This is a genomic window from Bradyrhizobium sp. AUGA SZCCT0160 (assembly GCF_018130105.1).
GTDB lineage: Bacteria > Pseudomonadota > Alphaproteobacteria > Rhizobiales > Xanthobacteraceae > Bradyrhizobium.
On the sequence record NZ_JAFCMD010000032.1, the window covers coordinates 10,978 to 32,688 of the forward strand.

Below are 21,711 nucleotides of genomic sequence, written 5' to 3' on the forward strand. Positions count from 1 at the left end.
ATGACGCCGGTTCGATGCCGCGAGTACTTGGCATTAATTCTGCAAACGTGCAACGCTTGTTGCGAAGGTTGCTTTGTTCGACAATGCCGTATGCAACGTCCCCCACATTGCATCCAAAGATGGCCTCAGTCGCTGCCCCGCCACTGGGGCCGTTTCGGCTTGTGTTTGAGAATCACCGTCCGCACACCAGCCCCCTGAGAGCCGCCAAGTCGGTGGCAAGCGGTATGGCTGAAGAACGGAAGGATTGGCTGCTTTCGCCCGCTCAGTAACTAGCTCTCACCGATTTTGCCATTTCAACCTTAGCAGTTCCCATTTCTTCTCAATCCACACCAAGCAACTAACGAGAGGCTTTTGCAAAAAGGGGATATCCTGAGCGATCAAGAGTAGGCCAAGGGGCAGCATCCAGACACCCAACACAGGTAAGAAGCTAAAGACGCCCCCGAGAATGAACAGTAAAGCCACCGCTAGCCGAGCGGCGAATGACGACGGTTTGCGCAACCAGCGAATGAACTGAGAGACCCTGGTCGGCACTCGCCGATGGATCATCTCGAAATACCTATTCATCTCTTTAAGAGAGGCGGTCATTTATCTCGTTCAAAGTACGCAAGGAAGTATCGGAGATAACCGTAGCGGTTATGAAAGTTCCTCCGGGAGCCCAAAGCGCATAACTTGCTCGCATCCCTATTACCGAGCTAACGCGAGCCATCGTGCACACCCGAAGAAGGCCGCCAAACACCAATTGCGGACTGATTAGCGTCACTACCAGCTTGGGCGGACCTTCCCGGGAGAACTATCCATCAGATGTGCTTGCCTCGCGTTTGGCCACGCCACGGGCGAACGGTCCTTTGGAATGCCAAGTAGCCTCGCCCGGTGGCGTATGAGCCGGTGGAACTTTGCCTACGTTGCCTTGTTTCTTGTACTCGCGCACCTCGTTCGCTTAAGGAGTCATCATGACCTCAGCTGAGCATCCCGATAACCCGACTGGTTTGGACGGCAAGGAAACGACAGAAAACACTGAACCGAAAGCAACGATGGAATCTGCTTCGAGTTTGGACGAACCCAGTTTGACCACGTCAGCACCTCCCGCAAAGGCGAAGACAAAGGGCGTGGCTGATATCGTGTTTATGGTTGATATCAGCGGCAGTATGGCTCCTTGCATTGATGCGCTGCGGACAAACATCGAAGCTTTCATCGACTCTTTGAGCAAAGGAGAAGCGAATAACGCTCCACCGATCCGAGACTGGCGAGGAAAGGTGGTGGGTTATCGTGACGTCGAGGCGGCTCAATCGGAAGGAATTCAATGGATCGTGGACGCACCTTTTGTGCGGGATACTAGCCAGCTGAAGGCGCAATTAGCTGCTTTGAAAGCAGAGGGAGGGGGTGACGAGCCTGAATCGCTTCTTGATGCTCTGTACAAGGCTGCTTCGATGGAAGCCAGTCCAAAAGGTTCCCAGACCGAAGACCCGACCAAGTGGCGGTATAGAAGCGATGCGGCACGTGTAATCATCGTCTTCACGGACGCATCGTTCAAGGAGACAATGAGCATCCAGGAGGCAAAGGGCGGCTCCTTGCAAGATGTCGCAAACGTCATAATGGCCAACCGGATCATTCTGAGTTTGTTCGCTCCCAATTTTGAGGGATACGACCGCCTTAGTCAGATCGATAAGTCGGAGTGGGAAGTCGTAGAGTACGAGGGATTGAGTCCGCAGGAGGCTTTGAAGAAATTTACATCCGATCCTGTAAGTTTTCGAACGACCTTGAAACAGCTCGCTGCGAGCGTGTCTCGATCAGCGGAAACTGTGGCCCTCTGAAGAAGAGAGTGCCCTGTTATGGCAAAAAAGCTGAAAGTCGGTGACGTCATCCGAGGTTACCGCATCACGAAGGTCTTCGGACCTGGCATGATGGCCATCTCGTATGGCGCGGTTTCGCCCTCCGGGGAGTTAGTATTCTTTAAGCAGTACAAATCGCCTGCACCAACCGTGGTTTGGTACAATTCGTTTGTTGAATATCAGCGCGAGCTCTCAGCACGGGTGAAGAAGGGGAAGGCGGCTCGCTTCGCAGTTGGCCAGCTGGATGCCTTTGAGGAAATCTGGGGCGGCCGTTGCTATTTTCAGGCTTTTGAGTTCGTGAAGAATGGGGACGATCTACAAAAAATATTCGATGCCGAAGCCGATGAACACCGAAAAGCAAAGGTAGCTCCGACCCAAAATCCAGCAGTGTGGTCTCGGCATGTTACATGGGCTAAAGTCTTGATGGCCGGAATTGAAGCGCTGCACCAATCTAGCATTGCGCATGCTGATCTTAAGCCAGCTAATATTTACTTGATCCGTGATCCAACTATCAAAGCAGGCTATCAGCTCAAGCTTATTGACATGGATTTCTCGTTACTGACCGACCATCGAGCGCCGTGGCACGGTCATCAAGGATACATCGGAAGCGATAACTACCGCTCTCCCGAGCACCTCACCCGTCGTCGAGTGCCCGATGTCCGATCAGATATTTTCACCTGTGGCCTAATTCTTTCAGAACTGCTAGCGGGTAGGCATCCTTACTGGAGCGAAGACCAGGGCCAATATGCCAAAATGGTACTGGGGGATGAGGCTAAGCCTCTGCCGCTGGTGGGGACCATGCCGCTACCAGCCCAAAATTCGTCCGTAAGTTTGGCGATCCACCGCTCTCTTTCTTCCGATCCTGCCCTTCGCCCAACAGCTTCCGAATTGCGTGCCGCTCTGAGCGGAAGCGATTCGAATCGGGAACGGAGCGAGACGTCAATAGATACCGTGTCCTCATCGACAACCAGCGATAGAAGGAAACGAAGAGAGCCTATCACCGCCGATTTGTTGCAGCTCCAAAATGCCGAGGGCGCATCCCTGAGAATCGGCGTTCGAACGGAGCTAACTCGGCCTCTTATGCAACAACTTGGTCCAGAGGCTCAATTTTGGGATGACAAGCAATGTATCCTCGACCGCAACTCTCGAGGTCAATGGGTCCTGACCCCACTAGAAAGAACAGTCAACGAGACCTTGCTTAATGGAGCAGCGGTTACCGGACCGGTGGTGCTCAGCCAAGGCGATTCGATCGCTGTTGGCCGAGAAGCAAAGGGCGTTGTCAAAATGCCACTCGCAGTGCGGGGCGGCTGATGCCAGTGATCGGCCGCCCCGACTCGGAGGACGAACCCCAAAAGGTGGCCGACCTTGCATCACAATCTGACGGGGTGACCGGTCCGGTCGTCGATCGAAACCCCGAAAAAGTGAATGCACCTTCAACTGCGGAGTACGCAACGGTTGACCCACCGGAATCGACGGGTACAACGCCTGATTTGCCGGACGGAGGCCATCGTGCATCCCCGCCATTCCTTCCCGTCGTTGATATTGAGGATTTAGATTGGCACGCAATAAGTCAGCTCATGATTGGTACTGGCATCCGCGGTCGGATCGCCGATACTGTTAGCAAATTAGAGGCCTTTCTCAGCGCTTCTGAGAAAACGATGTTATTTGATACCCATCGTGCTTTTCCGGACGATAAAGTCATTCATGTAATTGAGCCGGGCCAGTCCCCGCTGTGGTTTATCGGTGACCTTCACGGCGATCTACTCGCGCTTGAATCCGCCTTATCCCTGATTCTTACCCATCCGAAGTATGGATCCCCCGATTCCCGGATTATTTTTCTCGGCGATCTATTCGACGACGAAGGTTTTGGTTTGGAAGTGGTGCTTCGTGTTTTTGAGCTTATCCTGGCCCACGGTGCAACTATTTGTGTGATTGCTGGAAATCATGATGAGTCGCTTGGACACGACGGTAACCGTTTTACGTCCAATGTATCTCCATCGGACTTCTCTGAGTTCCTTAATAACAATCTGTCCGACGATGCGATTGTTAGCGCTGGAAAGTTAGCTATACGCCTTTTTGCGAATGCGCCCCGAGCCCTCTTTTTTCCTGACGGGCTTTTAGTTGCGCATGGAGGTTTTCCCTTGGCCGACCTGCATTGCACGCTCAAAGAGACCGGAGACTGGAACGCTCCATCCTGCTTATCAGACTTCGTGTGGGCCCGAGCCCACCCGACTGCCCGGAAGAAACTACCAAACCGCTTTACCCGGGGCAGTCAATTCGGTCATGAAGATTTTTCAGCGTTCTGCTCGGTTGCGGCCTTCTTGGGCCGTCCTGTTACACACATGGTGCGGGGGCACGACCATGTTGAAGAGCGCTATCAGCTTTACGCAGCATACAAAGCGAACCCCGTTCTGACTACTGTTGCCTTATCCAGGCGCCTTTCTAGAGAGTTTCTGGGCTCCCATGAACGGCTTCCGACAGTAGCTCTATATACCGAGCATTCGTTACCTCAGGTGTTTCGACTCCATATCCCACCACATCTGATCCGAGGAGTTTACCCAGACTTGTCCGAACCTCAGGCTTGTGACGCATCATGAGTGCCGTTGTCTTGCGATGCGACAACTGCGGCACTTCGCATTCCGTTCGCGGGGTGTGCGAGGCCTGTCATGAGGGCCAGGTTCGGTACTTCTGTAAGAATCACGATCCTGGCCGTTGGCTAGACGGCCCGAAGTGCTCACAATGTGGTGCTGAATACGGTGTAACTATAACTCCGTCGCCAGCCCGTCCTACCGTAGGGACCGTCCGAAGCGGCGGCACTAGAAAAAGCGCAACGACTAGCGATGCTCCATCTCGAAGCCCGGCATCTCCGAAGAGACGGGGGCCTTGGGGCTCAAGACCCACTCATTCCGACGAAATCCTTGTAAGTGATGAATTGGTAGCGCGGGCAAGGGCCATAGAAAGGTTGCGTCGTATACTTGGTGGGGCCGGTTACGGCCCCAGAGTGCCGGATTCATCCGATTACACTTATGTCCCCACTACCCCGAGGATAGCAGGTGGCTGCTTTAGGGTCATTTTGCTTTTCATGTTCTTCTTTTTCCTGCTCTCATTGCTTGGTTCAAATTTTGGAGCGCTGCTGCTTGGCTACTGAAACCCGGCCGCAGCGTTGACAGCGGTGCGCTTGTTCAGTTGCCGGGCCCCGGTCTTTGTAGCGGATTCGACTGCGCCGTAAGGATGACCGCCGCCCGGGAAAGTGAGCAGCCTCTCACTGGGAAGGCGTCGGTATCGGAAGCGGGAGACATCAACGAAAGGTTTGTGCCATTTCTCCCGATTTGGAACCTCTTCGATTACTGGAGCGTTTCAGGAAATAAATCTGCGGGAGAACATCTATGAAGAGAATCTTATCGTCCCTTGGAACAGCAACTCTCCTGTTGGCAATCTCGTTTGCCAACGCCCATGCAAAAGACAAGCCGAGCCAGACATTCCTCAAGAAGGCAATCGAGGGCAATTTCGCCGAAGTTAGCATGGGAGATCTTGCACAGAAGAATGGGCAAAGCGATGACGTCAAGGCGTATGGCAAAATGCTTTCCGCAGACCACGCCGCCGCCAATCAGAAAGCTTTGGATGCTGCCAAGGGCCTGGGGGTGAATCCACCAACCGGACCAAATGCGAAGCAGAAGGCCGACTATGACAAGATGGCAAAAATGTCCGGTTCGGCTTTTGACAAAATGTTCGCCACTCACATGGTTGCCGACCATCAGAAAGATATCGCCGAATACACGAAGGCGTCCAAGCTTAAGGATTCAGCCGGCGAATATGCTTCAGGTCAAATCGATACGTTACGGAAACACCTCGATGCCGCAAAATCGTTGAAACCCGGTAAGTAATCCCACGCCTCCAAGGCCGGTGAAGAAGGGCTAGAGACAACGGTGTTTAGTTGGTTCAAGCCAAACAGGCAGCGAGAGAAGATCCGGAAGGATTGTAAACACCTTGAAGTCAGGGCTCGGCGCCTGTTGAAGAATTACCTGTCTGCGGACGGCCCATCGAAAGCAGCAATATATGAATTGGTCGCTGGAGCAGCTGCAGGATGCCAGCCTGATATTTCTGACGCGGAGTTGGAAGGTGTTCGACTCGCTCAAGCCTCCGCTAAAATAGCCCTCAAGGTGGTTAGGGTGCGTGAACGCCAGTCAATCGATGACAAAGATCAGTTAGCCGCATCGATCACTGATGCTTACGCGACGGTCGCCATTGCATACCGTCGTGCCTCCGCCGCCTATACTGTCGATGGAGAGATGCAGAAACTAGGAGACTGCGGCTGTGCACCTGCTTACCATAGCAACCTCGTATATGGCGGCAAAGGACAGTGCGCACGAGTGATGACGGACCCTTCTCTGGTGCAACGTCGCTACTGCGAGGACGCCGTGGACAAGTTACTCCAAATCGAAGGGGCCGAGCTAATAATTCCGACTCATTCGGTGGCGGAGATGATGTTGCGGGGCACAGTAATGTACCTGTCGCTTTTCATTATCTTACGATTTGTGATGGTGCGTCAGACCTCAACCATTGGAATTGCCGACATACTTGTTATGTCGTGATAACCGACGCCGTACAGAACGGATTCTCTAAAGAATGGGGACCTACCGCCCCGGCTCGCCATACGTTTTAACCATCGGAGGTGGCTTTAGCATCCGCTCTTTCACGGGACCGCAATAACCAAAGGCGGTTGTCGACAGCGCCGACCGTGCGCTTCAGCGCGTTGGCGATCGAAACGGAAGTACGGCCGGCATCCCGCAATTCCAGCAGCCGCCGGTCCTCGTCTTCGCTCCATGATCCTGTCTTGACCATCTGCCGGCCCTACGCTTCACGCCACCGAAGGCGGCACTCACTTCTTGTCGTCAAGCTTTTGCGCCATCTCGAGGTGATGACGAAGATGCGGCAGCGTCTTGCCGGCCCAGGCCTTCAGCTCGGCGTTATCACCACCATTTGCGTATCGTTCGAATAGCGACACCGCGTCCTTATGAGCACTGACCTGTATCGAATTGAATTCGGCGACAAAGTCATCGCCGGTTTTTGCTTTGAGTTTATCGAGCTTGCTCTGGTGAGAGCTGGCGACAGCCGCCGGTAGTTCCGCCGTTACCTTTCCGCTCGAAACAAGCGATTTCAACTCGGCCGACGTTTTGGTGTGATCTCTGACCATTTCGGCGGCGAATGACTTTTGGGCTGCGTTGCCCTTGTTCTCGCCTATCTTGTTCGATTCAATTTCGAACATGTCCGAAATGGCGACTTGTTTGACGAAGTCGGGGGTGGACGGGCTAATGCCCTGCGCAGAGTTGACGCCCGTTTTTTCTCCAACCGACTGTGCGAGCACAGGCGCTGCCATGACGAGGCAGGTAAGCACGATTAAAATCCGCTTCATTTTTCTCTCACGAGTTGGAATGCTTGTTCGACAAAACAAAGTGAGGGGCTGCTAGTTCCTAAGGCAGCCCGGAGGGGGCCAAATCAAAAGACCCTGCCGAAAGAGGCCGTTTGGAATGGGGTACGTCTCCGCCCGGTATGCGGCTTCCGTCGTTCCGTTTGTTGATTGAGTTCGGATGACGTGGGCTAAAGATTTTCCCGCAGCCCCTTGAAGAACGGGTGCCGGACCTTGCCTTCGGCGGACTTGGCGCGATACTCAATCTCGGCAAGCAATTCGGGTTCGACCCAGATGCCCCTGTGCGCGATTTTCCTGGCGTAGGGCTGGGTTTTGCGGATCAGCGGCGTCAGGCGCTTGCGCAGTTCGGCAGCGGACTTCTTGTCGAAACCATGGTCGACCTTGCCGGCGTAGATCAGGTCGTTGCCCTTGCGCCGACCGACATAGATGCCGTCCCAGTCGCTGCCGTCGAGGGCGAAGCCGGCGATCGTCAATGTCTCGCGCTGAGCGCAGGTCCTCTTGACCCAGTTGTTACCGCGGCCGGACGCATAGCCGCTGTCGCGCACCTTGGAGACCACGCCTTCCAGCCCGACCTTGCAGGCGTGCTTGTAGATCTCGCGGCCGTCGGTCTCGAAGCTTTCGCTGAACTGGATGTCGGTGGCGGCGATCAGCTTCTTGAGGTGCGCCTTGCGCTCCATCAGCGGCAGCTTTCGTAGGTCGTAACCGTTGAGATAGAGCAGGTCGAAGGCGACCAGCACGATGCGGGTCGATTTGCCCTTCAGTTCGTTCTGCAGAACGGAAAAGTCGGTGGTGCCGTCGGCGGCCGGCACCACGACCTCGCCGTCGATGATCGCGGACCCGGCGCTGATGTGCCAGGCGTCGTCGGCGATCTTTCTGAACCGGTTGGTCCAGACGTTGCCGCGCCGGGTGTAGACCTTTATCGCTTCGTTGGCGAGGTGGACCTGGACGCGGTAGCCGTCGAACTTGATTTCGTGAATCCAGCGTTCGCCATTGGGCACATTGTCGATCGAGGTCGCCAGCGCTGGCTCGATGAATCCGGGGAAGGGCGCCTTGACGCCGATCGCCGCTGGTTTCTTGCGCTGAAAGGCCACCGGTCAAACCAAGTGTATCGGCAGCGGCAGCTGCACGTCGCGGTAGCGTTCGAAGCGGTCGGTGAAGCCTTGCAGGAAGAACGGGATATCGCGCCCCTGCAGATCGCAGCGCCGGCGCAGCTCATGGGCGGTGTCCTCGGAAACGTCCTCCGACCAGCGCTCGGCGGTGTTGAAGGCGACAACGCGGATCGGGTTGCTGTATTGCCCCGTGAGCAAATCCTGGATGACCGTCTCGAGGTCGGGGGTCTCATAGTCGGTCTCGCGCCAGGCGCGGCCGATTTTGCCAAAATCATCGGCCACCAGATAGACCGTCTCGTCGTTGCCATTGGGCACGATCGACGGTGTCCAATTGGACGTACGCATAAACCAACTCCACGAACAGAACCGGGATTCAAGCGCGCCCCAGGAGATTCGTTCCCGGGCGGGATATGCCGGATAAGACGGGCGACGTTTATGTTCAAAAGTATACTTAGCTCGTGCGCAGAGAGGCAGGTAAGCGCTTAGACGGCCTTAATTCCTTTGCGTCATCCTCGGGAAAAAATGGCAATAGGCTGGCCGGAGAGTGGAATGGGAACACCAAAGGAAAGCGAACGTCGGGTGAAGTTCGAACACGGGCTGAACGCGCACATGATGGCCATTGACGGCACCTGGCGCCGGGACTGCGTGATCAGTGATGTATCCGACGGGGACGCGACATTGACGGTGAATGTCTCGATTGAAGGCTTACAGCTGAAGGAGTTTTTCCTTCTGCTTTCCTCCACCGGTCTCGCTTATCGGCGCTGCTCGCTCAAATGGGTAAATGGAGACCAGATCGGCGTCTTGTTTCATCGACAGAAGGGCAAAAAGGCTAACCGATCTTCGAAGGATCCTGAGTTTGTTGAGTGACCACATTGAGTCTTTTGAATGTGGCAATGCAGACGTCTAGCAATCCGTTATTTTTTGCGCCGGGTTGCTGGCCAATGAAAAAGGCCACAGTGCGTCGCGCGCTGCGGCCTTGCCGGGAAAATTGAATGTCAGTGCAATGCGGACTTCCAGCCCCGATAACGCCGAGGCTGCCGCAAGACGTTCGATCACGGAAGTTACATTTAGTGTTCCAAGAAGCAGAACATTCTCCATGTTGCAAGGGGGAGACAGTTCTTGCCTTTGCACGTATGCGGGACAAGTATGCAAGAAAAGAGATCGACTGTGCCGCCTATGCTATTACAGTGTCAGCAGCCTCACTCGGGCTAAGAAGCAATGATACCCCGACTTAGCCCCGCCCTAACCGGCGGGGTTTTTCGTCTGCGTGCCAAGCGTTGGATGAAAAAAAGGGCCAGCCTGACGGCTGACCCTTAATCTTCATCTTACTAAGCCGTCAGTAACGAGAAGCCGCCGCGTTGCCCCAACCGAACCGGTAGTTCAGGCCGGCCTTGATCGTATGCTCGTCGTTGCGGAACCCGACAGCGGTGACAACGCCAGCAGCGCTGGTGAAGAGAGCGTTTCGGGTACCGAAATCGTAGTACTGGTATTCGATTTTGCCCGACCAATTCTGGGTGAACAGGTATTCGAGACCGCCGCCGACGGTGTAGCCGTCGCGACCGCCGCCGTCGTTTGAAAAGGTGCCGCCGCCGAAACCGTTGGTGAGGCGGGAGTCAGCCCAGGCATAACCGCCCTTGACGTACACCAGCGCCGGACCCCACGTGTAGCCAAGGCGGCCGGTGACCGAACCTAATCCGCGGTTGACGAAGGGATTGTTGTTGGTGTCGAGGAAGCTGTAGTTCGCTTCAAGGCCGAGTACCCAGTTCGGTGAGAACTGGTGGTCGTAACCAACCTGCACGCCGCCCATGAACACACCGTCGTTGCCGTTGGTGCCGGTGAAGCCGGGAGCCAGAATGTTGTTGTCGCCACCGAACGCGCCGCCGACGTGACCACCGATGTAAAAGCCAGTCCAGTTGTAAATCGGGGAGGCCTGCACCATTGGGGCTTTAGTGTAGGGACGCGAAGCGGTCATTCGGCCAAATGCAGATGTCAGAGCCTTACGTTAAGCGTGATTGGATCGGTGGCTACAAAAGACGAGGTCATCGCGCGACGCATAGCGCGCTGTATCGGATCAAAACGCTGTTTCAGCATAAGACTTTGATGACGTTGCATCGGGGGTTACCAGTCCTCGTCGTAGATCCAATCTCTTGGGAGTCGAGGCCGCGCCCTTACGTGCGGCGACTGAAGCGTGCGCTCGGGCTTGCGCAAGGTCGTCGTCGGTTGCGTGGGAGGCTGTGACGTCTTGGGCGGGTTCTGCTCGGAGACCCTCGCTAGTGCGCGTTTCATCTCTTCCTGGTTAGCCTTGAGCTCCTCAATGGCCTTTGAACTGTCGCGGACTATTTGTTGCTGGTTCGCCTTGAGCTGTTCGATGTTTCGCTCGAGAGTCGCGAGTTCGCGCGCCATCGTTTGCAGCAACTCTGTCTGATCAGGAAGCGCTGCAGTGGTTGTCGGCGCGGCGTCTTGCGGTGCGGCTTGGGGCAAGGGCGATGCTTGCGGTGGTGTTGCCTCCACCGCGGCCAATTGAAGGGTAGATGGCGCCTGCGGGGCGAGTACCGGCGGATTCTCCGACGGCAATGTTGAAGCGAGCTGGGGAACCCAACGGGCGACAACCAGCTTGGCTCCCGCTCCATAAGAGGACTGCAAAACCAGGGCACCGACAACGACGCACGCCGCCAGCACCAAGCCGACGAGCGCCCGGCGCGCCAGCTTTCCAAGCGGTGATTGCGGGCGAGGTCCGGCCGGAGAAGGTCCAGCCGAAGGTGGGCGCTCGGCATCGTGCTCCATTTTTGCAACCTGTTCACTCACACGCGCAAGCTCTTCACCCGCGCGTGTGATCTGTCCGTAGGCGTGTGCGAGTCGTTCATCGGTGCGCGGGACCGGGGCATCGGGGGAGACATTTCCCATCGAAGTGGGCGTGGAGTTCATTGGCGCTTCCATTTTCCGTCCAACGTCATCCCAAGGTTGAGGTCGACGAGCCGCCGACACTGAGTCCAGTCTTGTTCAAAGAATGGCCGCATGATGGAGAGAATGCTCGTGTGGTGACAGACATCAGCAGACCAGCCGGGGGCGGGCCTATAGGTAAGGTCTCCAGACCAGCTCAAAAGCAATCGATTAGCCAACCAGCTCAGATGGTGGCCTTCTGGAGTCCGTAACGCGCGCACCAACCTCAATAATTCGTCAGAAAAGCCGATTGGCGAATGGCAGATTGAAACCTACGATGCGCAAGCGGGCGACAAATTCATAGCTCTTAACAGATCACCATAAGGACCAGGCCGGCTGCATGGCTTCACCGGATCAGGTGGTCTGGATCGATCGATAGCTTGATTTCGTTTACGGTCAGCGTTCTTTTTCGTCTTTCTGAGTTCGCTCCGTCGCGAATCTTTGAACGAAGGCGAAAAGGCATGAGGGTCGCGCCAGTGTCGGCTTATGATTTTAGCTTCCACCGGCGGGCTGGGCGGAACTATGACAGGGGCGGTTGGCTCGATTGACTGCAAGACAGCTTGAGGCGGGTTTCCTCACGCACGGAGTTGATCTCAAGTCGATCCGCCTTGCTGAGCGCGTGTTCAGCGTCAGCAACGCCGACCGTCGATGCGTCTGGTGATACCTGAGCGGCCGCGAGGCCGGCAGGCGTCCAAACCGCCTTGCCGACCGTCAAGGCGCTGAGCAGCGCTAGACATACAATCGCAAGCCAGATCGCTGCCCTAGACCGGTATCAGCGGGTAGCCTCAGTATGGATTCTGGCGGTTAAAGGGCGGGATGGACTCAATTGTGAGGAATAAATGGAAATCGCCGGCGAGCGCGCTACGCAAGGCCGCCTGCGGTTGCTCGGTATGCTCGGCTCTTACACGTCAAGCACCGAGCATAGCTCGCAAAGTTGAGTAACACTCAGTTATATAGGTTTGGACCATTTTGGATTTCGCTCCGCTGTATTTCATTGTGCCCACTGGAGGGTACTCCATCGGGCTGACCGCAGCGGCCCGGATATGAATTGCATTCAGCAGCTCGCTGGCCCAGTGATAAAACTGGGGCGATTTCCACAAATGCACTCAAAGCGACATAAGCAGCAAAGCTCGCCACCGTGTCGGCAACTTGGTAATGCGCCGCAGTCCTATCGGCATCAAGGGAGCTTGGGGTGATGTCCGAAAAACTGGCGCTCTTTGTCGACGGCCTGAACCTCCACTACACGGCGAAAGCCTTGGACTTCAGCATTGATTTCAAAAGGCTTCTCGCCGAGTTCAGGACGCGCGGCGTGCTTGTGCGTGCTTATTACTATACGATCATCGCTGAAGAATTTGAAACGGCCCGGCCACTCATCGATTGGCTCGATTATAACGGTTTCGCAGTGCGTACGACACCGGTCAAAGAGTTTGGTGATGTTCAGGGCCGGCGGAAATACAAGCGCAATATTGGAGTTGAGCTCGCAGTCGATGCGCTCGAGATTGCGAAGTCCTTAGACCACCTATTATTGTTTTCCGGGGACGGCGATTTTCGTCGCCTTGTGGAAGCAATACAGCGCGTCGGTCCTCGCGTCACAGTCGTATCCAGCATGCGGACGAAACCTCCGATGGTCGCTGACGAATTGCGTCGGCAGGCGGATACGTTCATCGAGTTGGATGACCTCAAAGCTGCGATAGGGCGGACAAAGGATGAGAGGCGCAACCCGAGGGATGAGTTTTCGTAGGGAATCTCAGGAACGACGGGAGCTTGTCAGAACTCGACGTGGTCTCGGGTGGGTTGAAGTTGCAGCTCGGTGGACTTGGTATCGACATTGGCGAGCACGGTGTCGCGTTAGGCATGTACATAAACGGCGTCGGCGGCATCGCGATCGGGAGGTATGCCTGCGGGGTGCTGAAGGGCGTGGGCGCCGGTTGCATCTGATCCGCGTGGTGAGCGCGCACCAGAGCCGCCGGGGCACCTACCAGCGGGGTCCCTTATACGAGGCTGACAACGGCGAGGACTATTTCGGAGCCGAATTCGCTCGATGCGAGCGCGATAAATGTTCCGGCAAAGACGGCCAAAATGGCGGTGACTGTGAGAGCAATCATTTTGAGTATCCCCCTGCGTTGCCTGTGACGATGAGACTGCGCTGGTTTCGTTTCCGGACGATTGCGTGGGGAGGGCAATCGGTTTCGTTCACCGAGGCGTTATCTTCCGTCATGCGATCGATAAAGGCTGGGAACACGCGACGCGAGGTCATGTCCCCAGACCGCAAGGGCCTGTAATGAATGAGGCCGCCAATTGAGGCGGCCTTCCTGCTTCGTCCATTGGGATAATTCGCTATGTCGGCCGGTGTAGTTCTTGCGAGGCCGTCCATTCTTCAACTGGGCGCGACCGTAGATCTTTCACTCGCTTCAATGCCGCGAGCCGGAATAAGCCTAGAACAATGACGGTCGGGACAAAGACGGCACCTACCACCAACGCCAGCAGATCGTCCCACATAGCAGCACCCGTTTCTGCTGCCGCAGGGTAAACTCGGTCAGGCGGGACCAGTTCCTGGACGGAAACTTTTCGCGAACGATGCTCTCAGCTGTGCGCACAAGTTGGCATTGGTGCGACTTTGTTCTCCTCCGGAGAACTACGGGGCTATCCGTGCGCTGGATGAGAATTCCGCCTCGACTTACCCTTTCGAGAAATGCAAACAGCGCCCCCCAAGTTGAATCTATGTCTGGGCGAGACATGCCAAGGTTCAACGACGCGCAAGAATTTCGGGAATAAGTGGCGGACAGCCTTGGATGCTGTGCTAGTTAGGACACTCATACGTCCGAAGTCGGCGGGATGGGCCGCATCAGATGGTGAATGTCTGGGCGGCGGGCGATTGGAATAGCGCCCCAGCCTAGTTCCCCACCTTCTCTGCGGAGTTACTCAATGATGTTGTCCACCCGGGTGGTAAGCCTGGATAGCAAAAGCTTAATTGATTATGGACCTTTGCCTTCGTACTCCCAGAGAACTCCCTCTCGATCGAAGAACTCTAGCACATTCGTTGCGCGGTTCGAATTCCAGAGGCCGATGCAGTAGAAGCCTATCAATTGTTATCTTGGCCAATGTCCCCGCCCCACAGGCTAACCGCAACACGTAGGCGTGAAAGCCTCCCCGAGGGGGTGCCGCCATCGGGCTTACATTCGATACGTCCGGAGCCGTTCCAAATGGACGAGGAACTTTCCAGTTTTTTCCCGAGTTCAGAGTTTCGTATTTGAGGCGGAGCAAGTCGATGGGTAAGCGTTGGACTGACGAAGATATTCAGGACCTTAGAAAACTGGCGCAGCGACACCCCATTCCGAAAATTGCGGAAATTATGAACCGAACGGTGGGCGGTATTGTTTTCAAGGCCCATAAGCTGAAGGTCTCGCTCAAGAGCCGCAATCAGGACAAACGCGAGAATTTCGTGCGTCGATCCAGGACTCGTCGGACTCTTGGAAAATTGTCCACCTAAGATTTAGCTGGGTTATCCATCAAGAGAACGTATCGAATCGCAATCGAATGTCCCGAGTTCAGTCATCTTGAAGCGAGTCCCGCCGAGAGGGAAAACCTCGTCCGTGGCAGTCGCTTCCTCGGACAGGCGTAATCTATCAAACCCGGCGATCACCATTGCACTGCAATGCATTCGTGCTTTTCACCTTCCGAGATCAGTACCCAAGTAAAAACAACTACGGGCATCGATCTGAAAATAGCCGTTCCGGTTGGAGGTAATGCTGCTCGCATGGCTTGGATTGCCAACTACGAGAACTTGGCCCAGTACGAGGCTATGGGGCTGAAGCTTCTCGCGGATCAAAAATACCTGGAGCTGATCAAGAAGGCGGCGGGCCTCTTTGTGCCCAACACGCTCCATGATGAGATTTGGCGAACGCTCTAAAGGCGCGCAAAAGCCGCGTCCAGATCGTCGAAGGAGGCCGCCAGCGGGACGGCCTCCTCATAAAACTCAACTGTCAGCCAAAATAGCCGTAGTAGTCGGTTGGATTGTTGCGGGCAAACGCCGCGGTAAGCTGTTGCTGCAACGCAATCCGCTGGTCCGTCCGCACCCCGAAGCCAGCAATGGCACCGGCGCCGCCGCTGACAGCGTCAAGCTGCTCGCCCGTCATTTCGGTTGTCTCAATCTGAAAATCCGATTTCTTGTCGCTCTCCTAGTTCCTTTTTCTCCCGATGCACCATTGCCCTCGGCTTCTGCGACATTGACGGATAAATCCTCGTGCCGCTGTTCCCTACGGAACAAGCTAGGCCGCGCGAATTCGGTCAGCCTAAGCACTATGGGCGGTCGCTGGCGTTCGCGAGGATCGATGAAAACTCGTCAATCGAATAGCGATTGACGCCGTCGCTAATAGAAACGTCGGCGAGCTTGCTCAAGACATGCCATTCGACCGCTTTGGCAAATGCGTCTTTCGCAGTTTCGGTAGTCACGGAAACGAGATGATCGTCAACGTAGGCAGAGACTGAAAATGGCATAGGGGCGGTAATTCCGAATCGAAAGTCCAGGTCTTTCAGATGACGCGAAATCCCCCGTCCGGGGGGCTGGCGCGGACGGGGGCATTCCAAAGCGCTCTCGGCGGCGTTTTGGTGAGCGCGCCGAAAACCTATCAGCGGAGTTACTGCCGGAAAGGAGATTTCGGGGGAGTTAGTATTTGTACTGGGAATAAGTGGCAATTTTTCCGAGTTACTTCCGGTCTTAATGGGATTTAGACATCGTGACTCAACGGTCTTAGTGCTCGTCCCCGTTTGGCGCTGAGACTTTTTTTGAATCTCCCGCATACCAGTAGGTTGAGGTTGCGGATAGCACCGCGAGCAACGGGGCGAACCGCGTATGGCCGACTCCTTCTTCTGTTGTTTCGAGTCGGCGCTCAGGCGTTTGTCATGCGCTTTTTGCGGCGTTTAGCGTGTCCCTGAGATTCTCCGCAACGGAGAGCGATAATCCCACCAAATCCTCACCCTCAAATCGGGCAAGCCGCTTCAGCTTACGGTCCCAGACCATCTAGTTTGTTTCGGCACGATCCCGTCTGACTAGGAAGCGGGACGGCGGGGGCACGAGCATTGCATCCTCCCAATCAGGATGGGACCTTGACGCTCGCTCGAAGCGTGAAGTCCTGTTGCGACGCGATCGTTCCACGATAAACCAAGACAGCAGCAAAACGTTCCTGCGTAGACGGGCTACCAATCTTCCCGTAGCCCCATTGAAAATGGATGCCGAGCCTTTCCTCGGCGGACTTGGTCCGTACTCGACCTCGGCCAGCAGCTCGGGCTCAACCCAGATGCCTTTGTGCGCAATGCGCTTCGCGTACGGCTGGGTTTTGCGGCTCCGCGGCGTCAGCCGTCTGCGCAACTCGGCGGCGGACGTCTTATTGAAACCGTGCTCGACCTTGCCGCATAAACCCCAGTTTTTTCCCTCGCAACGGCTGGAGACGACGACGGCGATAGCGCGCGAGCAAGAGCGCTAGTTTCTAGGTCTCGCACCGGATGATGCGACCAGCGCACAAGAACCTTGCCTCCGTATTGCGCGATCACAGGAGTTACGAGCTTGGCGTACTTGGCGTGAGCCTCAGCATCCGTAATCGACCTGTACCCGATGATCGTGTAGTAGATTTTCGTTTCGGTTGAATGTGTATCGTTGCGGGCGTTTAATCGCACCGTTCACGTTACGATTCAAACGAGCCCGCTTAAATTCTCGATTCTTTCCTAGTGTCCTAGCCGTCAGCAAGCAGTCGCTGAAGCCGATTAGGCAACTCCGCCGAGGCCTTCAAATCCTTGCAGCTTACCTTCCAGGCCTCGAAATACCTTTCTATCGGTAGTGCGCTGCGGGCTTCCCACCTGTTCAGCGCCCCAAGCGCTTCGATGCCGGCGGGGTTGCGTTCATACTCGGCGAGGATCGTGAGCGATGCCGCTTGTGCGAAGGCATTCAGACCCGGCTGCGCTTCCATTGCCGGGCGATGTTGCTTAAACCACATGCTGAGGTTTTTTGGATTGCCTTGTTCGATCGCAAGCTTGCCGTAGCGCTCGACGATGTTTTGCCGGTAGGTGGCCACCGCTGCCCCGAACCCGCTATCGTCCTTGAACGGCGGATCCTTTGACCAGCCGTCTGCCAGGAGCGCAAGGCCGCGCAGCGAAAATGCCTCGACCAGGGCCTCTTCAAACCATTGGCTGGGAGCCGCCGGCTTGGCATCAGGGCGCCATGAGTTGGCGGTCACGTGGCCGAGTTCATGGCCGAACTGATAGGCCAGCTGTGACCAGTCGCGTTCACCGATATTCACAATGATCCAGCCGGTGTTGGACGGATCTGCGTGAAGCCAGACAGCGGGCGACCCCGACGTGCGTTCCTCAATGCGGAGGCGGTCGGGTTGGTCATCCGAGACAAGGCGTGCGCCATCAAAGCAGGCTGCTCGCATGCGCTCAACCACGTGCAAAGCTGCGTCCGGAATCATGTGGCCCCAGTTGCCGGTGAGTTCGATTGGCGCGGTCAAGAGGGAGCATCGATTTATCGTTTCGGGTGACATCTGTGCCAAAAAACGTTGGAGTTGCCGTGCAAGATCAATTGGCCAAGTTCCGATATCAACTTTTATCAACTCACTAAGGTCCGTCTCAAGTTCAACTCATTTCAACATTGAAGGAAAGCCGTTTTTCAGCCTGCATAATGTTGCTGAAACCATATTTCGCGTTTCAGCGCTCGAATGGTCTGCGTCGCCCTTTTGCGCCGATCTCAGAGTTGATCCACCAGCGCGGACCATGGCGAACTTCCAAGCCGTCGAGTTCGCCACCGAACGCTCTGGACCCATGGGCAGCATACCAACGCGACTACGTCAGGGGGAGCAACCGGCTTCGACAATCCCGGGGCGGTTCAGAACGCCAGTGTTCTGCTCATTGCTGAGTGTTGGGGCTACATCCCCAAAACACTATATCCTCTGGAAGAAGCAGTTCGCGAAGGTGTACTTCAGTCCCATGTTGTCTACAACCTGCTCGTCTGCGTCGAAATGCTCTTCACCTCCATACAGTCTAAATCCGCATTCGGAAGCTTGCTTGATCAGACGTGCCAGGTCGGTCCGGTTAAAAATGGTGAAAGGAGCGCCGAACATTGTCACACTACTCGTATCAACGGCATCGGGCCAATAATCGGTGGATACAAAGAGGAAGCCACCAGACCGGATGATTCTCGCCATTTCCTGCAAAAATATCCTTGTGTCGACGCCGTGTTCAATCACACTAAGGCAGGCAACAAAGCTGAATTGACCACGCGGATAGACGGTTCCAGTGATGTCGCCGTACTCATAAGTTATGCTTCCGATTTTAACCGGCTTGTTGAAGAGCAGGTTTATTCCCCACAGATTATCGAAACCGCTCATCGCGAGACTTGGAAGGAAAGCGGACTCCAAACCTGACCCGGCATCGAGAACGGCGGAACGAGGGTCGACCAGACCTTGCGCTAGGCAAACCGCTAGCAACGTGTCCCACGCTTTCGGGCGGTCGGGATGTATCGGTAGGCCCGCCCTTAGTAATGACGACGTTGCGAAATCGACCTGCATATAGTTGCGCAAGGCTTTATTTGTCTGGCCAATAACGAACTCGTTGATGCTTCTCTCTCCTGACGTCAACGGTTTACATAGAGATATCGGCGTCAACGGTCTAAGTACCGTTCGCCACTCTGCGTCCAGCCGGTGCAGCGATGCTTCAATGTCGGAACTCGAAATCGTGGCCAGCCAAGACTCAGCGTCATTAACTCCGAAGCTGACCAATAATTGCTCACCGTTCGGATGCCAAGCTAGGCCAGCAACAAATTCGATTCCCTTGCGAAGCAGGAAATGCCGCGGGCTGATCCCGAGTACGGTGCCGGCTCGGTCGAGCTTGATAAAGCGGTGCAGGTACGTGCGCGCGCTTCCTGCTATCGAGACCTCGTGCACTACCGCGAGCCAGCCGTCGCCGAACGGGATGACCTGCGAGCCGCCTCGAAAGTGTGCGAGGCTCGCAGGAGGCCGCGATTCTGAGATGAGCTTACCGTAGGGGTCGCGCACCTGACTTGGATCGCAGGAGGCGAGAAACTGTAACTCATCGCTGCATCGCCAAGGCATCCAGTTTTTCTCGTGAGTGAGCTGATGCTCCGGCCGCATGACTCGCCAATCGGCTAATCGAGCGGCGCCGATGTGGGCTGGCTCAATTCGGGCAAGGAATTGTTCGCAGAGACCTTGCGGATTCGATTCGCGGACTGTCGAAGAAGTCCACAAACTTCCTTGCCATTCGGTGAGCCGCATGTCTTCGAAACCGAGCACTGCGGGGAACACGGGCTCGGGCATGTCGTGAGGTGGCAAGATCTCGCTGGAAGAAGTGACATCAAACTCGTCGTCGAGGGTCAGCAAGAAGTTTCGAGTGTGAACGCTTGAGCCTTTTTGGATGTGGTAGCGCGCGCCGTCCGGCGTCACCGTGTAGTTCGCGGTACGCTGAATCAAGACGAGCTGGTCGCCAAATCGAGCAACAGAAGGATTCAGACAGGCGTATCCCGCTGGAGCACCGAAATTGATGCGTGTTGGCCTGAAGGAAGGAAAAAGCTGTTGAGCACCTTTCGCGTAGAATGCTAAGTTGCGGTGGGCTAGCTCGCGCATTCCTTCCGGTACGGCGCGCGACAGCGCCAACCATTCGCAGGCGGAGTGGCCGAGCGCGTAACGCAGAGGATTGTCGGAATAATTGGCCGTGATCGACAGTTCTTCGATCAACTCGATTCTTAGATGCGAACTCAATTCGCCTTCGCGATCCGTCTGCGCCAGGCCAAGCTCCGCGAAGTACGCTCCCGGGGTGTTTAGTCCGGCCTTGCGGCAAAAGCGAGCTGCACGAAGAAGGTTCGCGGAGTCCTCCTGATGCAATTCGAAGGCCCGTTCGTAGGCAGCCGCGACGTCCGCAGCCGGGCAACCCAACTCTTCGGCGTGCACAGCAACACGGAGTGCGGCATCCCAAGAGACTTCGCCTTCCGGCAGCGTGAGTTCGCCAACACGTTCCTCCGCGAAACGCAAGTTGCCAGCGATCCGTTCACGGTCACCAGGGGGAATCTTTTCGTTGCTTAGTAGGCGCCCGCAGAGTTCCTTCGACTCCGCGAAGCGTCCGGTCCAGTACGCGGCGATCGACAACTCATCGAGCAGGCCGTAGTCGTAGATCCAGTCGAAGACGAACAGCCCAGATTTGGGATACGCAATCTGCAGGCCCTCGCGAGCGAATTGATAGGCCTCAACGTATCGTTTCTGGTCGCGGCAGAATCGCGCAGCGGCGTGAAGTGCTTCGGCGCGGCTTGGAAGGCGGTCGGAGGCACGGCGGTATGCCGCGATTATATCCTCTTCGTGATACTTTAACTCCTCTTTGATTTGCGCAGCATAGAAGAGGCTCATGAACACTTCTTCCTGCCACCCGCCAAGATCGGCGCGTTTAAGGTACTCTTGTAGCGCTTCCTCCTTGCGTCCGCCGTCGCGAAGCGTGTTGGCGAGATAGAATGTGTAACGCGATACCATGCCGGCGTCGATCTCCTCGACCAGCGCGGCCCGTAACAGGCGCGCATCGCGGTCGACCTTCTCGACTCGATTCGATCCGCTTGCGTGATCGATGAATTCGATCTCAGCAAGCTGCACCGTACTGCCACCTCGCACATCGAGAAATTCGTGTGTCACCCCCTTATAGTCTGCGTCGGCCTCGCGCCGCAGGAGCCGTACGTTCCAGTAGCTGATCCCGGCGCGCTGCAGAACCTGATAGGCATCTCCTCTGAGCTGGTTGACGAAGGCAGGGTCGATGACCCTCAGCTCCATATCGGCGTCGGTAAGCAGGAGGTAGTCAAATATCAGCGTGGAGGTGCGGGCGCGAGTAAGCGCCTCGTTGCGCGCTTGGGCAAAATTGATAAACGCGAATTCATGGAGTTCGCCACGGATGCCGCGTGCTGCGAAGAACTCTCGAATAAATTGTTGGGTTCCGTCAGTGGAACCCGTGTCGCCTATCACCCAGCAGCCAATGTGGTCCGCGACAGAATTCAGACAGCGTGCGATATTCGCCATCTCGTTCTTGACGATCATGTTGAGACACAGTGTCTTGGGGTTCGTCATCGCCGATCATTACCCGTTAACGTAACCGTCCGCCGGGCCCGCGCTTGTTTTGCACCATACTGCTCGAGTAACAGGATGGCATCGGCTGCACCTGCCGTAGTCAATGGCAATTGGTCATGAGGGGCAATAGCGGGCAAACTGACACCGCCCTCGCTGAGCGCCATATTGGCTATGGATTCCGCGCGATAAGCGCCAAACTCTGCCGGCGGTCGTTCCAGGACGCCGCCTGTCCAACCAGCGCCGCTGAGGCTGCGTCGCCTCGGAAAACGGCTGCCAGGACCTGGTTTGGCCTTGCTTGG

At 55.9% G+C, this 21,711-nt stretch carries 22 protein-coding genes and 1 pseudogene; 10 read left to right on the top strand and 13 right to left on the bottom strand.

Going from position 1 to position 21,711, the window contains the following annotated elements:
• The first annotated feature begins 950 nt into the window (after window positions 1-950).
• The 5 genes from JQ558_RS33785 to JQ558_RS33805 all read left to right on the top strand — a co-directional run bounded on the left by JQ558_RS33785 (window position 951) and on the right by JQ558_RS33805 (window position 6,421).
• Window positions 951-1,811: a vWA domain-containing protein gene (locus JQ558_RS33785; protein WP_212212488.1), complete on the top strand. Its 861-nt coding sequence runs from the start codon at window positions 951-953 to the stop codon at window positions 1,809-1,811.
• An 18-nt stretch (window positions 1,812-1,829) separates the two neighbouring features.
• Window positions 1,830-3,140, top strand: coding sequence for a protein kinase domain-containing protein (locus tag JQ558_RS33790; protein ID WP_212212491.1), 1,311 nt, complete (start codon window positions 1,830-1,832; stop codon window positions 3,138-3,140).
• Window positions 3,140-4,426 carry a metallophosphoesterase gene (locus JQ558_RS33795; protein ID WP_212212494.1) on the top strand — a complete coding sequence of 429 codons (1,287 nt, stop codon included), beginning with the start codon at window positions 3,140-3,142 and terminating at the stop codon, window positions 4,424-4,426. The genes JQ558_RS33790 and JQ558_RS33795 overlap by 1 nt, the downstream gene beginning before the upstream one ends.
• Window positions 4,427-5,215: 789 nt before the next feature.
• A complete protein-coding gene (locus JQ558_RS33800) occupies window positions 5,216-5,713 on the top strand; it encodes a DUF4142 domain-containing protein (RefSeq protein WP_212212496.1) in 498 nt (165 codons plus the stop codon).
• A gap of 126 nt (window positions 5,714-5,839) precedes the next feature.
• Window positions 5,840-6,421, top strand: a complete 582-nt coding sequence (locus tag JQ558_RS33805) for a hypothetical protein (protein ID WP_212212499.1) — start codon at window positions 5,840-5,842, stop codon at window positions 6,419-6,421.
• Between the two features lie 67 nt (window positions 6,422-6,488).
• Here the strand turns inward: JQ558_RS33805 and JQ558_RS33810 are convergent, their stop codons facing one another.
• From JQ558_RS33810 to JQ558_RS33825, 4 genes are all read right to left on the bottom strand, one after another.
• Window positions 6,489-6,671, bottom strand: a complete 183-nt coding sequence (locus JQ558_RS33810; RefSeq protein ID WP_212212502.1) for a hypothetical protein — start codon at window positions 6,669-6,671, stop codon at window positions 6,489-6,491.
• Between the two features lie 37 nt (window positions 6,672-6,708).
• Entirely contained in the window at window positions 6,709-7,242 is a 534-nt protein-coding gene (locus JQ558_RS33815; RefSeq protein WP_212296448.1) for a DUF4142 domain-containing protein, read from the bottom strand.
• A gap of 185 nt (window positions 7,243-7,427) precedes the next feature.
• Window positions 7,428-8,348, bottom strand: a complete 921-nt coding sequence (ligD, locus tag JQ558_RS33820; RefSeq protein WP_212212508.1) for a non-homologous end-joining DNA ligase — start codon at window positions 8,346-8,348, stop codon at window positions 7,428-7,430.
• Between the two features lie 3 nt (window positions 8,349-8,351).
• Window positions 8,352-8,711, bottom strand: a complete 360-nt coding sequence (locus JQ558_RS33825) for a hypothetical protein (RefSeq protein WP_212212511.1) — start codon at window positions 8,709-8,711, stop codon at window positions 8,352-8,354.
• Between the two features lie 204 nt (window positions 8,712-8,915).
• Between JQ558_RS33825 and JQ558_RS33830 the strand changes: the two genes are divergently transcribed.
• Entirely contained in the window at window positions 8,916-9,233 is a 318-nt protein-coding gene (locus JQ558_RS33830; protein WP_212212514.1) for a PilZ domain-containing protein, read from the top strand.
• A 36-nt stretch (window positions 9,234-9,269) separates the two neighbouring features.
• On the opposite strand, the gene JQ558_RS33835 is transcribed toward JQ558_RS33830, so the two are convergent.
• The 3 genes from JQ558_RS33835 to JQ558_RS33845 form a co-directional block, all read right to left on the bottom strand.
• Entirely contained in the window at window positions 9,270-9,422 is a 153-nt protein-coding gene (locus JQ558_RS33835) for a hypothetical protein (RefSeq protein ID WP_212212517.1), read from the bottom strand.
• 280 nt (window positions 9,423-9,702) lie between these two features.
• The gene (locus JQ558_RS33840; RefSeq protein ID WP_212212520.1) at window positions 9,703-10,338 is read right to left on the bottom strand and encodes an outer membrane protein; all 636 of its coding nucleotides are present in this window, start codon (window positions 10,336-10,338) and stop codon (window positions 9,703-9,705) included.
• 146 nt (window positions 10,339-10,484) lie between these two features.
• Window positions 10,485-11,291: a hypothetical protein gene (locus JQ558_RS33845; protein WP_212212523.1), complete on the bottom strand. Its 807-nt coding sequence runs from the start codon at window positions 11,289-11,291 to the stop codon at window positions 10,485-10,487.
• 1,210 nt (window positions 11,292-12,501) lie between these two features.
• Between JQ558_RS33845 and JQ558_RS33850 the strand changes: the two genes are divergently transcribed.
• From JQ558_RS33850 to JQ558_RS33865, 4 genes are all read left to right on the top strand, one after another.
• On the top strand, window positions 12,502-13,047 hold the full coding sequence (locus tag JQ558_RS33850; RefSeq protein ID WP_212212538.1) for an NYN domain-containing protein: 546 nt from the start codon (window positions 12,502-12,504) through the stop codon (window positions 13,045-13,047).
• Between the two features lie 23 nt (window positions 13,048-13,070).
• Complete coding sequence (locus tag JQ558_RS33855) at window positions 13,071-13,244, top strand: hypothetical protein (RefSeq protein ID WP_212212541.1); 174 nt, start codon at window positions 13,071-13,073, stop codon at window positions 13,242-13,244.
• Window positions 13,245-14,574: 1,330 nt separating this feature from the next.
• Window positions 14,575-14,796, top strand: a complete 222-nt coding sequence (locus JQ558_RS33860; RefSeq protein ID WP_212212544.1) for a hypothetical protein — start codon at window positions 14,575-14,577, stop codon at window positions 14,794-14,796.
• Between the two features lie 267 nt (window positions 14,797-15,063).
• A complete protein-coding gene (locus JQ558_RS33865) occupies window positions 15,064-15,216 on the top strand; it encodes a hypothetical protein (RefSeq protein WP_212212547.1) in 153 nt (50 codons plus the stop codon).
• A 73-nt stretch (window positions 15,217-15,289) separates the two neighbouring features.
• Here JQ558_RS33865 and JQ558_RS33870 read toward each other — a convergent pair whose 3' ends face one another.
• From JQ558_RS33870 to JQ558_RS33895, 6 genes and pseudogenes are all read right to left on the bottom strand, one after another.
• On the bottom strand, window positions 15,290-15,442 hold the full coding sequence (locus tag JQ558_RS33870; RefSeq protein ID WP_212212550.1) for a hypothetical protein: 153 nt from the start codon (window positions 15,440-15,442) through the stop codon (window positions 15,290-15,292).
• Between the two features lie 163 nt (window positions 15,443-15,605).
• A complete protein-coding gene (locus JQ558_RS33875) occupies window positions 15,606-15,803 on the bottom strand; it encodes a hypothetical protein (protein WP_212212553.1) in 198 nt (65 codons plus the stop codon).
• 699 nt (window positions 15,804-16,502) lie between these two features.
• Window positions 16,503-16,719: pseudogene (locus JQ558_RS33880) on the bottom strand (DNA ligase); the annotation flags it as partial.
• Window positions 16,659-16,979: a DUF1330 domain-containing protein gene (locus tag JQ558_RS38415; RefSeq protein ID WP_212212556.1), complete on the bottom strand. Its 321-nt coding sequence runs from the start codon at window positions 16,977-16,979 to the stop codon at window positions 16,659-16,661. The gene JQ558_RS38415 and the pseudogene JQ558_RS33880, both read right to left, overlap by 61 nt.
• Window positions 16,980-17,035: 56 nt before the next feature.
• Window positions 17,036-17,809, bottom strand: coding sequence for a hypothetical protein (locus tag JQ558_RS33890; RefSeq protein WP_212212559.1), 774 nt, complete (start codon window positions 17,807-17,809; stop codon window positions 17,036-17,038).
• Window positions 17,810-18,238: 429 nt separating this feature from the next.
• Window positions 18,239-21,412, bottom strand: coding sequence for a glycosyltransferase (locus tag JQ558_RS33895; protein WP_212212562.1), 3,174 nt, complete (start codon window positions 21,410-21,412; stop codon window positions 18,239-18,241).
• Between the last annotated feature and the right edge of the window lie 299 nt (window positions 21,413-21,711).

What these genes read in the sequence shown, in the direction of transcription:
- JQ558_RS33785 (WP_212212488.1), top strand. Translation starts at nt 951, where the DNA reads ATGACCTCAGCTGAGCATCCCGATAACCCGACTGGTTTGGACGGCAAG.
- JQ558_RS33790 (WP_212212491.1), top strand. Translation starts at nt 1,830, where the DNA reads ATGGCAAAAAAGCTGAAAGTCGGTGACGTCATCCGAGGTTACCGCATC.
- JQ558_RS33795 (WP_212212494.1), top strand. Translation starts at nt 3,140, where the DNA reads ATGCCAGTGATCGGCCGCCCCGACTCGGAGGACGAACCCCAAAAGGTG.
- JQ558_RS33800 (WP_212212496.1), top strand. Translation starts at nt 5,216, where the DNA reads ATGAAGAGAATCTTATCGTCCCTTGGAACAGCAACTCTCCTGTTGGCA.
- JQ558_RS33810 (WP_212212502.1), bottom strand. Translation starts at nt 6,671, where the DNA reads ATGGTCAAGACAGGATCATGGAGCGAAGACGAGGACCGGCGGCTGCTG.
- JQ558_RS33815 (WP_212296448.1), bottom strand. Translation starts at nt 7,242, where the DNA reads ATGAAGCGGATTTTAATCGTGCTTACCTGCCTCGTCATGGCAGCGCCT.
- JQ558_RS33825 (WP_212212511.1), bottom strand. Translation starts at nt 8,711, where the DNA reads ATGCGTACGTCCAATTGGACACCGTCGATCGTGCCCAATGGCAACGAC.
- JQ558_RS33830 (WP_212212514.1), top strand. Translation starts at nt 8,916, where the DNA reads ATGGGAACACCAAAGGAAAGCGAACGTCGGGTGAAGTTCGAACACGGG.
- JQ558_RS33840 (WP_212212520.1), bottom strand. Translation starts at nt 10,338, where the DNA reads ATGACCGCTTCGCGTCCCTACACTAAAGCCCCAATGGTGCAGGCCTCC.
- JQ558_RS33845 (WP_212212523.1), bottom strand. Translation starts at nt 11,291, where the DNA reads ATGAACTCCACGCCCACTTCGATGGGAAATGTCTCCCCCGATGCCCCG.
- JQ558_RS33850 (WP_212212538.1), top strand. Translation starts at nt 12,502, where the DNA reads ATGTCCGAAAAACTGGCGCTCTTTGTCGACGGCCTGAACCTCCACTAC.
- JQ558_RS33860 (WP_212212544.1), top strand. Translation starts at nt 14,575, where the DNA reads ATGGGTAAGCGTTGGACTGACGAAGATATTCAGGACCTTAGAAAACTG.
- JQ558_RS33865 (WP_212212547.1), top strand. Translation starts at nt 15,064, where the DNA reads ATGGCTTGGATTGCCAACTACGAGAACTTGGCCCAGTACGAGGCTATG.
- JQ558_RS33870 (WP_212212550.1), bottom strand. Translation starts at nt 15,442, where the DNA reads ATGACGGGCGAGCAGCTTGACGCTGTCAGCGGCGGCGCCGGTGCCATT.
- JQ558_RS33875 (WP_212212553.1), bottom strand. Translation starts at nt 15,803, where the DNA reads ATGCCATTTTCAGTCTCTGCCTACGTTGACGATCATCTCGTTTCCGTG.
- JQ558_RS33895 (WP_212212562.1), bottom strand. Translation starts at nt 21,412, where the DNA reads ATGACGAACCCCAAGACACTGTGTCTCAACATGATCGTCAAGAACGAG.